Source organism: Sphingopyxis sp. (genome assembly GCF_035565275.1).
Classification (GTDB): Bacteria; Pseudomonadota; Alphaproteobacteria; order Sphingomonadales; family Sphingomonadaceae; genus Sphingopyxis.
Map to the genome: position 1 here is coordinate 1 of NZ_DATMST010000003.1, position 14,000 is coordinate 14,000.

Genomic DNA, 14,000 nt, shown 5'->3' on the forward strand with positions numbered 1-14,000 from the left:
AGCACCTTGACATCGAACAGCGCCTCGACGGCGGCCTTGATGGCGGGCTTGGTCGCGTCGTTCGCGACCTTGAACACCACCGCGTCATTTTCGCTGAGCAGCGTCGACTTTTCGGTGATCACCGGAGCGAGGATCACGTCATAGTGACGCGCGTCGATGGTTTTTGCCTTAGCCATTGCAGCGTGCCTCCAGCTTTTCGACCGCCGCGCGGGTCAGGACCAGCGTGTCGGCACGGATGATGTCATAGACATTGGCACCGATCGCCGGCAGCGCGTCGACACCGATCAGGTTGGCCGATGCCATTGCGAAGCTTTCGTGCACCGCGTCACCGTCGATGAAGAGCGCGCGATTGCCGAGTTCGAGCTTGCCGAGCTTGCCGGCAAGGGCCTTGGTCTTCGCGTCCTTGAGCTCGAGCGTGTCGATGACGACGAGCTTGCCGCCCTTCGCCTTGTCGCTCAATGCCATCTTCAGGCCGAGGGTGCGGATCTTCTTGTTCAGCGAGTGGCCGAAGGTGCGGGCCCGGGGGCCATGCGCCTTGCCACCACCGATGAAGATCGGCGCCTTGCGATCGCCGTGGCGTGCGGTACCGCCGCCCTTCTGGCGACCGAACTTCTTGCCGGTGCGCGACACATCGCTGCGTTCGCGGGCGGCGCGAGCCGGACCACGGCGCTTTTCGAGCTGCCATGCGACGACGCGGTGCAGGATGTCTGCACGGGCATCGACACCGAAGACGTCGTCGTTGAGATCGATGTCGGTGCCGGCCTTGCCGTCGAGGGTCTGAACCTTGACCTTCATGATCAGGACTCCTGTGCGCCGTCGGTGCCGGCGGTGTCGACGACGGTCTCTTCGACCGGCGTTTCGACCGGCGCGTCAGCCGGGGCTTCGTTGGTGTTGGCCGCGCTCTTGACGCCCGCAGGGTAGGGGGCTTCGGGATGACGCGGCAGCTTCACCGCATCGCGGACGAGCAGCCAGCCACCCTTCGAGCCAGGGACCGAGCCCTTGACGAAGAGAAGGCCGCGCTCGACGTCGGTGCGGACGATTTCGAGATTCTGCTGGGTGCGGTTGCGCGCGCCCATGTGACCGGCCATCTTCTTGTTCTTGAAGACGCGGCCCGGATCCTGACGGTTACCGGTCGAACCATGCGCACGGTGGCTGATCGAAACACCGTGGGTCGCGCGCATACCGCCGAAACCCCAGCGCTTCATCGCACCGGCAAAGCCCTTGCCCTGGGTGACACCCTGGATATCGACGATCTGGCCGGCAACGAAATGGTCGGCCGACAGTTCGGCGCCGACGTCGAGCGTCGCGTCGTCAGCGACGCGGAATTCGACGAGCTTCGCCTTCGGCTCGACTTCGGCCTTGCCATAAGCGCCACGCTGCGGCTTGGCGACGTTCTTCGCCTTGGCCGAGCCAGCACCGAGCTGAACGGCCACATAGCCGTCACGTTCCTTATCGCGCACAGAGACGACCTGGCAGCCTTCGAGGCTCAGGACGGTGACGGGCACGTGGCGGCCGTCGTCCTGAAACAGGCGGGTCATCCCCATTTTCTTCGCGATCACGCCAGTACGCATGATCATACTCCTCAACAGAGGCCGGGCGGACCATTCCGCACGGCGTGTGGGACCCCATCAAGGCGAACCTCGACGGGAACCCTCCCAGCCCGAAATTTCGATGCATCGCCCCGTCCGGGCTGAGGTGCCGCCTTCCCGGAGGAGAGCGGCGAGACGGGGGACGCAGCCCGGACCATGCTTCTTCCGAAGAAGAGGTCCGGCGGTATCCACCCTATCGTCGGTCCGGATCGCTCCGGACGATGCAGGCACCGAAGTGTCCTGCCGATAGAGACCCCGGTTTTCACCGGGGCTTCGCTGACCTCAGGCCAGCTTGATTTCGACGTTCACGCCCGCGGCGAGGTCGAGCTTCATCAGCGCGTCGACCGTCTGCGGGGTGGGCTGCACGATGTCGAGCAACCGCTTGTGGGTACGCACCTCGAACTGCTCGCGCGACTTCTTGTCGACATGCGGGCCGCGGTTCACGGTGAATTTTTCAATACGCGTCGGAAGCGGGATCGGGCCGCGAATAAGCGCTCCGGTACGACGTGCCGTATCGGCAATGTCGGTGGTGGCCTGATCGAGCACGCGGTGATCAAAGGCCTTCAGGCGAATGCGAATATTCTGCGTTTCCATGACTGTTCCAGTCGAATCCCGTCTAACGATGCGAAAGAGCCGAAATGGCCTGCTCCGACTTCCGCAGGGAAGCCGGATCGGCCATCAAAATTCTTTAAGCTACGAGCCGCGCGAATCGGTTCCGAATCGCGCGGCTCGCGGCCCTATATTACTTTGTGATGTTCGCGACAACCCCTGCGCCGACCGTACGGCCGCCTTCGCGAATTGCGAAGCGCAGACCCGGATCCATGGCGATCGGAGCGATCAGCTTGACCGACAGCTGGACGTTGTCGCCCGGCATGACCATTTCGGTGCCCTCGGGGAGGATGACCTCGCCGGTGACGTCCGTGGTGCGGAAGTAGAACTGCGGACGATAGTTCGCGAAGAACGGCGTGTGACGGCCACCTTCGTCCTTCGACAGAACGTACACTTCCGAGGTGAACTCGGTGTGCGGCGTGATCGAGCCGGGCTTTGCCAGAACCTGGCCACGCTCGACTTCTTCACGGCCCACGCCGCGGATCAGCGCGCCGATGTTGTCGCCGGCCTGGCCCTGGTCGAGGAGCTTGCGGAACATTTCGACGCCGGTGACGACGGTCTTCTTGGTGTCCTTGATGCCGACGATTTCGACTTCTTCACCAACCTTGACGATTCCGGTTTCGACGCGGCCGGTAACAACCGTACCACGGCCCGAGATCGAGAACACGTCTTCGATCGGCATCAGGAAGGGCTTGTCGAGCGGACGTTCCGGCTGCGGGATCCACTCGTCAACGGCGGCCATCAGCTTCAGGATCGCGTCCTTGCCGATGTTGTCGTCCCGGCTTTCCAGCGCGGCGAGAGCCGAACCGGCGATGATCGGAATATTGTCGCCGTCGAAGTCACGCTTCGAAAGTTCTTCGCGGATTTCGAGTTCGACGAGCTCGAGCAGCTCGGGATCGTCGAGCTGGTCGACCTTGTTGAGGAACACGACCATCGTGGGAACGCCGACCTGCTTCGCGAGCAGGATGTGCTCCTTGGTCTGCGGCATCGGACCGTCAGCGGCCGACACGACGAGGATCGCGCCGTCCATCTGGGCGGCACCGGTGATCATGTTCTTCACATAGTCGGCGTGGCCCGGGCAGTCGACGTGCGCATAGTGGCGACCTTCGGTTTCATATTCGACGTGCGCGGTCGAAATGGTGATGCCGCGCTCGCGCTCTTCGGGAGCCTTGTCGATGTTGGCGAAGTCGACGGCCGCGTTGCCCGCGACGTTTTCCGCCAGGATCTTGGTGATCGCTGCGGTCAGCGAGGTCTTGCCATGGTCGACGTGACCGATGGTGCCGATGTTGCAGTGCGGCTTCGTCCGCTCAAATTTAGCCTTGGCCATGATTTAACAACCTTCTTGTTCAATGTTTGCGTTGATCAGTCCTGGACGAGCCTGCTGAATCAGGCGCCGCCCTTAGAGGGTCTTGCCGCGCGGTGCAAGCCCGCGCGGCTTCGACCTATCAGGCCATCTTGGCCTTCACTTCTTCGGCGACGTTGGTCGGCACTTCTTCATAATGCGAGAATTGCATCGAGTAGCTGGCGCGACCCTGGCTGAAGCTGCGCAGCTGGTTCACATAGCCGAACATGTTCGCCAGCGGAACGATCGCCTCGACGACCTGGGCGATGCCCCGGCTGTCGGTGCCCTGGATCTGCCCGCGACGGCTGTTGAGATCGCCGATCACGTCGCCCATGAATTCCTCAGGGGTAACGACCTCGACCTTCATCACCGGTTCGAGCAGCTTGATGCCGGCCTTTGCCGCCACTTCGCGCATCGCCGCACGGCCCGCGATTTCGAACGCCAGCGCCGACGAGTCGACATCGTGGTACGCGCCGTCGGTCAGCTTGATTTCGAAGTCGATGATCGGGAAGCCAATCATGTGACCGTTTTCGGCCGACTCGCGCATGCCCTTTTCAACCGACGGGATATATTCGCGCGGAATATTGCCGCCCTTGATCTCGTCGATGAAGGTGATGCCCGCGCCGCGTTCGCCGGGAGCGACGCTGACCTTGACGCGGCCGAACTGGCCCGAGCCACCCGACTGCTTCTTGTGGGTATAGTCGACATCGACAGCCTTGGCGAGCGATTCGCGGTACGCCACCTGCGGTGCGCCGACGTTCGCTTCGACCTTGAACTCGCGCTTCATGCGATCGACGAGGATGTCGAGGTGAAGCTCGCCCATGCCCTTGATGATCGTCTGGCCCGATTCATGGTCGGTCGAAACGCGGAACGAGGGATCCTCGGCGGCCAGACGGTTGAGCGCGATGCCCATACGTTCCTGGTCGGCCTTGGTCTTCGGTTCCACCGACAGCTCGATGACCGGTTCGGGGAATTCCATCCGCTCGAGGATGATCGGCGCGCTGGTGGCGCAGAGCGTGTCCCCGGTGGTGGTTTCCTTGAGGCCGGCGAGCGCGACGATGTCGCCCGCATAGGCTTCTTCGATGTCCTCGCGGCTGTTCGCATGCATCAGCAGCATGCGGCCAACCTTTTCCTTCTTGTCCTTCACCGAGTTCAGATAGGTGCCCTTGTTCAGGGTACCCGAATAGATGCGGGCGAAGGTGAGCGAACCGACGAACGGATCGTTCATGATCTTGAAGGCGAGCAGCGACAGCGGCGCCGCGTCCGACGTCTCGCGCGAGTCGGGCTGGTCGTTCGACGGGTTGATGCCCTGCACGTCAGGAATGTCGAGCGGCGAAGGCAGATAGTCGACGACCGCATCGAGCAGCGTCTGCACACCCTTGTTCTTGAACGCCGAGCCGCAAAGGACCGGAACGAACGCCTGGGCCAGCGTACCCTTGCGGATCAGCTTCTTGAGCGTGGCGACGTCGGGGACGGTGCCTTCGAGATAGGCTTCCATCGCATCGTCGTCCTGCTCGACGGCGAGTTCGACGAGCTTTTCGCGATATTCGGCAGCCTTGTCGGCGAGATCGGCGGGGATTTCCTCATAGAAGAATTCAGCGCCGAGGCTTTCATCCTTCCAGATGATCGCGCGTTCGTTGACGAGATCGACGAGGCCCTTGAAGTCGCCTTCGGCGCCGATCGGCAGATAAAGGACAGCCGGGGTCGCACCGAGACGATCGATGATCGTCTGGACGCAATAATAGAAATCGGCGCCGGTACGGTCGAGCTTGTTGACGAAGCACATCCGCGGAACCTTGTACTTGTCCGCCTGACGCCACACGGTTTCCGACTGAGGCTCGACGCCGGCAACGCCGTCGAACGCGGTGATCGCGCCATCGAGCACGCGCAGCGAACGTTCGACTTCGATGGTGAAGTCGACGTGGCCGGGGGTGTCGATGATGTTCAGGCGATGCTCGGGGCCATTGCCCTCTTCAGCCTTCCACAGGCAGGTGGTGGCAGCCGACGTGATCGTGATGCCGCGTTCCTGTTCCTGCTCCATCCAGTCCATGGTCGCGGCGCCGTCATGGACTTCGCCGATCTTGTAGGACTTGCCGGTGTAGTAAAGGATACGCTCGGTCGTCGTGGTCTTGCCGGCGTCGATGTGCGCCATGATCCCAAAATTGCGATAATGTTCGAGCGGATGGCTGCGTGCCATGGTCTTTTCCTTGGATTTGGGGGGCGGCCCTTGGGGCCACCCCCGATATAGGAAGGATTGTTACGATTGCGAGACGCGCCCCACGACGTGCGGGCGCGCCCGTGCAATTACCAGCGGTAGTGCGAGAAGGCGCGGTTGGCTTCGGCCATGCGATGGGTATCTTCGCGCTTCTTCACGGCATTGCCACGATTGTTCGACGCGTCGAGCAATTCGCCCGACAGCCGGGCTGCCATGGTGGTTTCGCTGCGGTTGCGCGCGGCGGTGATCAGCCAGCGGATCGCGAGCGCCTGTGCACGTTCCGGACGGACTTCGACCGGAACCTGATAGGTCGCACCGCCGACGCGGCGACTGCGGACCTCGATGTTCGGACGAATGTTCGCCAGTGCTTCGTGGAACACGCCGAGCGGCTCCTTCTTGGCACGGCTTTCGACCGATTCGAGTGCACCGTAAACGATGCTTTCGGCAACGGACTTCTTCCCGTCCAGCATAACGCTGTTCATGAACTTCGACAGCACCGTATCACCGAAGCGGGGATCGGGCAGGATTTCGCGGCGTTCAGGACGACGACGACGAGCCATAGGTAATTCCTTTTAACAACAGCATCCCGGCGCAGAGCGCAGCGGGATGATCAAAAGCCGAAAAAGCGGTCCTTACTTCGGACGCTTCGCGCCGTACTTCGAACGGCTCTGCTTGCGGTCCTTCACGCCCTGCGTATCGAGCACGCCGCGCAGGACGTGGTAACGCACACCGGGAAGATCGCGGACACGACCGCCGCGGATCAGCACGACGCTGTGTTCCTGGAGGTTGTGGCCTTCGCCGGGGATGTAGGTGATGACTTCGCGCTGGTTGGTCAGGCGGACCTTCGCAACCTTACGGAGCGCCGAGTTCGGCTTTTTCGGGGTCGTCGTGTAGACACGGGTGCAAACGCCGCGCTTTTGCGGGTTTGCGTCCATCGCCGGGACCTTGGACTTCACCTTCTGGGGAGTCCGGCCCTTGCGGACCAGCTGGTTGATCGTGGGCATGAATGCTTCACCTTTAAATGTCCGCCCATCAAAGCGAACGGTTACTGTACTGCGGTGGATGAAGCTCCGGTCCGTATCCCGCCGAAAACGGCGAAAAACGGCCGACCTGATAACAGCAAAAGACCCCGGCGGATCGCAATGATCTTCCGGAGGCTCCATCCGCGCCAGCAATGTTCAAGCGCTGTTGCAACTGAAAGAGGCGGCAAACCGCCCTTTTCGGTCGAGCGCGCCCCTAGACCCGATTCCTTTCGCGGTCAAGGGGTGGGCAATATTGTTGCGCCGGTCCGGGCGGGCTATCGGGAGCCATGCCCGCCGTCCGCCACGCCAGCTTCGCGCCCCACGCCGCGCCCGATACCCGGCTGCTGATTCTGGGAAGCCTGCCGGGCGTCCGTTCGCTCGCCGAACAGCAATATTATGCACACCCGACAAACCAGTTCTGGCGCTTGCTGGGCGAGGTGGTGGGCCAGCCGCTTGCCGACATGCCCTACGACGACAGGCTGGCCGCACTCCGCGAAGAAAAGGTCGGCTTGTGGGACGTGATTCGCAGCGCCGAACGGCACACGAGCAGCGACTCGCTGATCCGCGAAGCCGAAGCGCACGACCTCGCAGCGCTCATCGCGGACCTGCCCGACCTGCGCATGATCGCCTTCAACGGCGGCAAGGCCGCGACGATAGGACGAAAGCAGCTTCCGCCGCTCGACCGGATCGCCGTCGTCGACCTGCCGTCGAGCAGCGCCGCCAATACGATCGGTTTCACGGCGAAGCGCGATCGCTGGCAGGCACTGCGCGGCGCATTCTGATCAGTCGACCACCATCCCGCGCGCCATCACGAAATCGACCTTCTTCAGCACACGCACGTCAGCGACCGGATCGCTTGCCACCGCGATGATATCGGCGCTCTTGCCGGGCGCGATCGTACCGATCTCGCTCGACAGGCCAAGCAGATCGGCGGCGTTCACCGTCGCCGCCCTGAGCGCCTCCACCGGCGTCATGCCGTGCTGGACCATCAGTTCGAACTCGTCGCCGTTGCGGCCGTGCTTCGAGACCCCTGCGTCGGTGCCGAAGGCGATGCGCACGCCCTTGGGCACGAGCGTTTCGAGGCTTTTGCCGGTGATCGAGATGCGCCATTTGATCTTCGCCAGCACGTCGGGTTCATAGGCGTCCGGATTCGCAGCGAGGCGTTCCTTGTAGCCGTTCACCGTCGAGAGCGTCGGGACATAATAGGTTTTCGACTTCGCCCATGCGGCGATCGTCGCATCGTCGAGGATCGTGCCATGTTCGATCGAGTCGGCACCGGCATCGATCGCGAGGCGGATGCCGTCGGCGCCGTGCGCGTGGACCGCGACCTTCTTGCCGAACAGATGCGCGGTCTCGACGATCGCCTTGGCCTCGTCGTCGAACATCTGCTTGCCGAGGCCTGCTCCAATTCTGCTGTTGACCCCACCCGTCGAGGCGAATTTGATCACGTCGGCGCCGCGCCCGATCTGGAGCCGCACCGCGCGGCGGCAATCGTCGGCGCCGTTGCAGGTGTTGCCCGCGCCCGCGAAAAAGGGGCGAAGCTCGTCGCGATAGCCCAGCGAACCGTCCATATGCCCGGCGCTGCCCGAAATGCTGGCGCCGGCATCGACGATGCGCGGGCCCTGCACCTTGCCCGCGGCGATCGCGTCGCGAAGCGCCAGCGTCGCCCCGTCGCCGTCGCCGAGGTTGCGCACGGTGGTGAAACCCGCGCGCAGCGTCTTCATGCCGTTGACCTCGGCATTGAAGGCCTGCGCCGCGGGGCTGAGCGTGATTTCCTCGAGCTGGCCGGCGATGCCGCCCGCGTCGCTCGTCAGATGGACGTGGCTGTCGATGAGGCCGGGGAGGACATATTTGTCCTTGAGGTCGATCAGCGTCGCGCCGGGTTCGGCGGGTTGATGGCCGTCGGCGATGCTCACGATCGTGCCGCCCTCGACAATGATCGTCGAGGCGTCGCGCGCGGGCTTGCCGGGTTCGGCGAGCAGATGGCCAGCGTGGATGACGGTGCGCGTTGTCTGCGCCGCGACGGAGGTAGCAAGCGCAGTGCCGAGCAAAAGGAGCGGAAGGAAGGTCGTCGGTTTCATTTGGCGTCCCCTGTCGTTTCTATATTTCGTCATCCCGGACCTGATCCGGGGTCCCGCCGTTTTGAAGTCCAAGCGGGACCCCGGGTCAAGCCCGGGGTGACGGAAAGAAAGGATCACGGCTTGCCGCCCATGCGCCAGCCCAGTATGCGCGCGCCCATGCCCGCCGCGCTCGACCATATCGACAGCTGGATTTTCGATCTCGACAACACGCTCTACGCGCCGTCGGCGAGGCTGTTCGACCTGATCGACGAACGCATGGGCGCCTTCATCATGCGTCTCCTCGACGTCGACGCGGTCGAGGCGCGGCGGGTGCAGAAGCAATATTTCCACGATCATGGCACGACGATGGCGGGGCTGATGCGCCACCACGGCGTGCACCCCGAGGATTTCCTGGTCGACGTCCACGACATCGCGCTCGACCGCCTGACGGTGGACGCGCGGCTCCGCGCCGGGCTCGAGCGGCTGCCGGGACGCAAGCTGATCTTCACCAACGCCGATGCCGATTATGCGGCGCGCGTGCTCGACGCGCGCGGGATCGCCGACCTGTTCGACGGCATCTGCGACATTCGCGTCACCCGCTATACGCCCAAGCCCGACGCGGCCGCCTATGACATGATGGTCGCCCACCTCGGCGTCGATCCGGCGAAGAGCCTGTTCGTCGAGGATATGGCGCGCAACCTGACACCCGCCAAAGCGCTCGGCATGACGACCGTCTGGCTGGACAATGGCAGCGAAAGCGGCCATCGCGACCACCTGCCGGACCATGTCGATTTCCACGCGACCGACATCGCCGACTGGCTCGATACCTTGCCTTCACCTTGGGGAATTTCATGACGACCGACCTGCAGAGCACGATCGAAGCCGCGTGGGAGACGCGCGACACGCTGGGGCTGACCACGACCGGCGCGGTGCGCGAAGCGGTCGAGAGCGCGCTCGCCGGGCTCGACGACGGCAGTTACCGCGTCGCCGAGCGCGACGCGGGCGGCACCTGGCAGGTCAACCAATGGCTGAAGAAGGCGGTGCTGCTGTCGTTCCGCCTCAACGACATGGAGATCATCGAGGGCGGCGCCGGCGGCGCGACCTGGTGGGACAAGGTGCCCTCGAAATTCGCCGGCTGGGGCGAGAACCGTTTTCGCGACGCGGGTTTCCGCGCGGTCCCGGGATCGATCGTCCGCCGCGGCGCCTTTATCAGCAAGGGCGCGGTGCTGATGCCGAGCTTCGTCAATATCGGCGCCTATGTCGGCGAGGGGTCGATGGTCGACGCCTGGGCCACCGTCGGCAGCTGCGCGCAGATCGGCGCGAACGTCCATCTGTCGGGCGGCGCGGGGATCGGCGGCGTATTGGAACCGCTGCAGGCTGGCCCGGTGGTGATCGAGGACGGCGCCTTCATCGGTGCGCGCGCCGAGGTCGCCGAGGGCGTGATCGTGCGCGAAGGCGCGGTGCTGTCGATGGGCGTCTATCTCGGCGCGTCGACCAAGATTATCGACCGCGCGACGGGCGAGGTCTTCATGGGCGAAGTCCCCGCCTATTCGGTCGTTGTGCCGGGTTCGCTGCCGGGCAAGCCGCTGCCCGACGGAACGCCGGGGCCGTCGCTTTACTGCGCGGTCATCGTCAAGCGCGTCGACGCCAAGACGCGCGCGAAGACCGGAATTAACGAGTTGCTGCGCGACTGATCATTTTATCGTCGCCCCCGCGCGGAGACGGGGGACGACGATTTTTAACGTTCGCTGAGATAATAGCGTTCGCGCGCACTCAGATCGTCATTGAGGTCATAGACGATCGGCTGGCCGGTCGGGATTTCGAGGCCGGTGATGTCGGCGTCCGAAATGCCCGAGAGATGCTTGACGAGCGCGCGCAGGCTGTTGCCGTGCGCCGAGATCAGCACCGTCTTGCCCGCGGCGAGTTCGGGGACGATCGCGGCTTCATAATAGGGGAGCACGCGCTCGATCGTGTCCTTGAGGCTTTCGGCCGACGGGATATCGATACCGGCGTAGCGCGGGTCGGTCGACAGGTCCCATTCCGAGCCGGCTTCGAGCGGCGGCGGCGGGATGTCGAAGCTGCGGCGCCAGATCTTGACCTGATCGTCGCCGTGCTACGCCGCGGTCTCGGCCTTGTCGAGCCCGGTGAGGCCGCCATAGTGGCGCTCGTTGAGGCGCCAGTCCTTGGTGACGGGGAGCCAGAGGCGGCCCATCGCCTCGAGCGCCAAGTTCAGCGTCTTGATCGCGCGCGTTTGGACCGAGGTGAAGCAGGTGTCGGGCGCGAGGCCCTTCGCCTTCATCAGCTCGCCCGCCGCCCAGGCTTCGGCCGCGCCCTTTTCGGTGACATCAACATCCCACCAGCCGGTGAAGCGGTTTTCGAGATTCCACTGCGACTGGCCGTGACGGATGAGGATGAGCTGGGGCATTTGGAATCCTTGCGCTGGAGGAGAGTCGCCGCCCTTTAGCGCGGCTTTTCGGCAAAGGCCAACCGCGCTCTTGAAATGGTTTCAGCTGCACCCAGATTTGGATCATCCGGCCGCCGATACGGGGCCGGATGGCGATCGCGGCGCGCGCCGCGGTCCCTTTGCTTCGCTTTTGAAAAGGAAGAAAGACCCATGCGTAACAGCTTTGACTGGACCCCCTATCGCCGTTCGACCGTCGGGTTCGACCGGCTTTTTGATTTCCTCGAAACCGGCGGGTCGGGCGCCGAAAATTATCCCCCCTTCGACATCGAGAAGGTCGCCGACGACCATTTCCGGATCACGGTCGCGGTCGCGGGATTCAAGGCGGGCGAGATCGACATCACCGCGCAGCAAAATATGCTGACCGTCAGCGGCCGCAAGGCGCCGGTGGCCGAGGGCGAGGCGCGCCAATTGCTCTATAGCGGCATCGCGACGCGCGCGTTCGAACGCCGCTTTCAGCTCGCCGACTTCGTGCGGGTGAGCGAAGCCGACCTCGCCGACGGGTTGCTGGTGATCGACCTGCTACGCGAGGTGCCCGAGGCGATGAAGCCGCACAAGATCGCGATCGGCGGCGCGCAGCCGGTGATCGAGGACAAGAAGGCCGCGTAAGCGCCGCCTTCCGGCTTGACCGAATTGCGGGGTCCGGAGTCCCTTCCGGGCCCCGTTTTCGTTTCTAGAGCGCGCGCGTCATGAAGCGGCTGAACGGATCGGGCTTATAGTCGGCGAAGGGCTCGCAATCCTCGAACCCGTGACGCGCATAGAGTGCGAGCGCGGGCTGGAAAGCGGGCCCCGACCCGGTTTCGAGACTGAGCCGTTCGAGGCCGCGGGCGCGCGCTTCGTCGACGATGTGGACGAGCATGCGCGCCGCGACGCCCTGCCGCAGGAAGGCGTCGGCGGTGCGCATCGACTTGATCTCGCCATGGCAGTTGTCCAGCGCCTTGAGCGCGCCGCATCCGGCGAGGTTTTCGCCGCAATGGATCGACCAGAAAGTCACCTCGCCCGCGCGCAGCCCGTCGAAATCGAGAAAATGGCAGCTTTCGGCGGGGGAGTTGGCGAGCATGCCCGCGAAATGCTGCTCGAGCAGCGCGCGGATCGCAGTGCCCGACAGATCGTCCTCGACGATCCGCCAGCCGCCGCTCGTCACAAAAGCTGGTCCAGCGTCGCGAGGCACGCGTGCGCGAGCAGCTTCGAGCGTTCGGGCGACCAGCCCTGCACCGGATCGGGGAGGTCGCGATTGTCCTTGAACGGCATTTCGAGCGTCATCGACACCGCGCCGAAGCGTTCGGCGAGCTGCGTCGTCGACATCGAGAGATTCGCCTGCCCCGGTACCGATTCCTCATAGCCGAGGTCGACCTGGAAATCGGGGGTGTTCGCCGCGAGCGCGGTTTCGAATGCCTTATACTTCGCCGTCTGTTCGGGTTTGAGCGACGGGATGCCCTCGAAACCGGCGAGAAAGACCGCGGGGATCGCCTCGTCGCCATGGACGTCCATTGCCCAGTCGACGCCGCTTTCGTCCATCGCGTTTCGCACGCACAGTACTTCGGGGCTGCGCTCGGCTGTCGGATCGTTCCATTCGCGGTTGAGGTTCACGCCCGCGAAATTGGTGCGCAGATGGCCGCGGCGCGAGCCGTCGGGATTCATGTTCGGGACGATGTGGAAACGGCATTTGGCGAGCAGCGAGCGCGTGTGCGGGTCGGCGGTGTCGGTGAGCTTTTCGAGTGCGCCTTCCATCCACCATTCGGCCATCGATTCGCCGGGATGCTGACGCGCATAGAGCCAGACCTGCGTGTCGCCGCTGCCCATTTCGAGGCAGTCGATCGGCTGGCCTTCGAGGCTGGTGCCGAGGCAGCGGTAGGTGACGCCCTCGCATTCGGCGACCGAGGCGATGAGGTCGTGGTGGCGTTCCATCGAGTAAGGCGCGAAATAGGCGACCCAGAGGAGCGGGCTTTCGGCATTGTGGCGAAGCGTCAGCGTGCCGGCATCATAGCTGGTGTCGAGACGGAACCAGGTTTCGCGGTCATAGCTCGCGCAGGCGGCATAGCCCGGCCAGCCGTCGGGATAAGCCGATTCCGCCAGCCCGGCGATCGCGAGTTCGAGCGCGTCGCCGACGCTGCACGCAACGCGAAAGTGGAACCACTGGAAAAAGTCCGATTCGCGATCTTTGCGAATCGAAAGGCGCGCCGACGTGCCGTCGACATTTTCCACGACGATATTGCCGCTGTCGAAAGCGGCGTTGATGCTGATGGTCATTTGACGCTGATAGTGCGTCCTGATTCGCCGGGGAAGTCCTTGAATAGGGCTTCGGCCAATTTCGCCGCCGCGAGGCTCGGCTGGTTGGCGGGGGCCTTGACCGGAACCGCGGTCAAGGCGCGGCCTTCCCACAGCGCCTGGCCGGACGCGGCATCGTCGATGCGGACGAACAGCTGGAGATCGGCCATCCGCTTCGGACCGCCGCCGAGATTGATGCCGATCCCGAGCCCGACTCCCGAGCCGTAGCTGCCGGTCGAACCGCCAACCCCGACCGACACGGGCGAGCGGCGGCCTTCGGGCAGCTGGTCGACACGGTCGAAGGATATGCGGACGAGGAGCGGCGCGCGTTCGCCCGATCCGGCGGGGACCAGCCCCACCCGCTGGAGCTGCTGGTCGACCGCGGCGCGGTAGCTGTTCCATTCGAGCGAGGGCATCGCAGCGCCCGGGGGCCG

At 64.2% G+C, this 14,000-nt stretch carries 16 protein-coding genes and 1 pseudogene; 4 read left to right on the plus strand and 13 right to left on the minus strand.

What is annotated here, in order from left to right; all coding sequences use genetic code 11:
• From rplW to rpsL, 8 genes are all read right to left on the minus strand, one after another.
• Window positions 1–176: 50S ribosomal protein L23 (rplW, locus tag VN047_RS00170; protein ID WP_325538899.1), on the minus strand; the 176-nt coding region annotated here is incomplete at its 3' end.
• A complete protein-coding gene (rplD, locus tag VN047_RS00175; RefSeq protein ID WP_093509983.1) occupies window positions 169–795 on the minus strand; it encodes a 50S ribosomal protein L4 in 627 nt (208 codons plus the stop codon). The genes rplD and rplW, both read right to left, overlap by 8 nt.
• A 2-nt stretch (window positions 796–797) precedes the next feature.
• Complete coding sequence (gene rplC / locus VN047_RS00180) at window positions 798–1,571, minus strand: 50S ribosomal protein L3 (protein WP_325538888.1); 774 nt, start codon at window positions 1,569–1,571, stop codon at window positions 798–800.
• A 300-nt stretch (window positions 1,572–1,871) separates the two neighbouring features.
• The gene (gene rpsJ, locus VN047_RS00185; protein ID WP_003042199.1) at window positions 1,872–2,183 is read right to left on the minus strand and encodes a 30S ribosomal protein S10; all 312 of its coding nucleotides are present in this window, start codon (window positions 2,181–2,183) and stop codon (window positions 1,872–1,874) included.
• 148 nt (window positions 2,184–2,331) lie between these two features.
• Entirely contained in the window at window positions 2,332–3,525 is a 1,194-nt protein-coding gene (gene tuf, locus VN047_RS00190; protein WP_325538889.1) for an elongation factor Tu, read from the minus strand.
• Between the two features lie 118 nt (window positions 3,526–3,643).
• Window positions 3,644–5,737, minus strand: a complete 2,094-nt coding sequence (fusA, locus tag VN047_RS00195; RefSeq protein ID WP_325538890.1) for an elongation factor G — start codon at window positions 5,735–5,737, stop codon at window positions 3,644–3,646.
• Window positions 5,738–5,844: 107 nt separating this feature from the next.
• A complete protein-coding gene (rpsG, locus tag VN047_RS00200; protein ID WP_325538891.1) occupies window positions 5,845–6,315 on the minus strand; it encodes a 30S ribosomal protein S7 in 471 nt (156 codons plus the stop codon).
• 72 nt (window positions 6,316–6,387) lie between these two features.
• The gene (gene rpsL / locus VN047_RS00205; protein WP_037515637.1) at window positions 6,388–6,759 is read right to left on the minus strand and encodes a 30S ribosomal protein S12; all 372 of its coding nucleotides are present in this window, start codon (window positions 6,757–6,759) and stop codon (window positions 6,388–6,390) included.
• Window positions 6,760–7,064: 305 nt separating this feature from the next.
• On the opposite strand from rpsL, the gene VN047_RS00210 reads away from it, so the two are divergent.
• Window positions 7,065–7,559, plus strand: coding sequence for a DNA-deoxyinosine glycosylase (locus tag VN047_RS00210; protein ID WP_325538892.1), 495 nt, complete (start codon window positions 7,065–7,067; stop codon window positions 7,557–7,559).
• Here the strand turns inward: VN047_RS00210 and VN047_RS00215 are convergent, their stop codons facing one another.
• The gene (locus VN047_RS00215; RefSeq protein ID WP_325538893.1) at window positions 7,560–8,858 is read right to left on the minus strand and encodes an amidohydrolase family protein; all 1,299 of its coding nucleotides are present in this window, start codon (window positions 8,856–8,858) and stop codon (window positions 7,560–7,562) included.
• Between the two features lie 156 nt (window positions 8,859–9,014).
• Between VN047_RS00215 and VN047_RS00220 the strand changes: the two genes are divergently transcribed.
• A complete protein-coding gene (locus VN047_RS00220) occupies window positions 9,015–9,692 on the plus strand; it encodes a pyrimidine 5'-nucleotidase (RefSeq protein WP_325538900.1) in 678 nt (225 codons plus the stop codon).
• Window positions 9,689–10,531: a 2,3,4,5-tetrahydropyridine-2,6-dicarboxylate N-succinyltransferase gene (dapD, locus tag VN047_RS00225; protein ID WP_325538894.1), complete on the plus strand. Its 843-nt coding sequence runs from the start codon at window positions 9,689–9,691 to the stop codon at window positions 10,529–10,531. The genes VN047_RS00220 and dapD overlap by 4 nt, the downstream gene beginning before the upstream one ends.
• Window positions 10,532–10,575: 44 nt before the next feature.
• Here dapD and gpmA read toward each other — a convergent pair.
• Window positions 10,576–11,262 (minus strand): annotated as a pseudogene (gpmA, locus tag VN047_RS00230) (2,3-diphosphoglycerate-dependent phosphoglycerate mutase).
• A gap of 189 nt (window positions 11,263–11,451) precedes the next feature.
• Between gpmA and VN047_RS00235 the strand changes: the two are divergent.
• Complete coding sequence (locus VN047_RS00235) at window positions 11,452–11,907, plus strand: Hsp20 family protein (protein ID WP_325538895.1); 456 nt, start codon at window positions 11,452–11,454, stop codon at window positions 11,905–11,907.
• Between the two features lie 64 nt (window positions 11,908–11,971).
• Here VN047_RS00235 and VN047_RS00240 read toward each other — a convergent pair whose 3' ends face one another.
• From VN047_RS00240 to VN047_RS00250, 3 genes are all read right to left on the minus strand, one after another.
• On the minus strand, window positions 11,972–12,442 hold the full coding sequence (locus tag VN047_RS00240) for a GNAT family N-acetyltransferase (protein ID WP_325538896.1): 471 nt from the start codon (window positions 12,440–12,442) through the stop codon (window positions 11,972–11,974).
• On the minus strand, window positions 12,439–13,548 hold the full coding sequence (locus VN047_RS00245; protein WP_325538897.1) for a M14 family metallopeptidase: 1,110 nt from the start codon (window positions 13,546–13,548) through the stop codon (window positions 12,439–12,441). Before VN047_RS00245 ends, VN047_RS00240 begins: the two co-directional genes overlap by 4 nt.
• The coding region (locus VN047_RS00250) for a DUF4136 domain-containing protein (RefSeq protein ID WP_325538898.1) at window positions 13,545–14,000 on the minus strand (456 nt) is incomplete at its 5' end. The genes VN047_RS00250 and VN047_RS00245, both read right to left, overlap by 4 nt.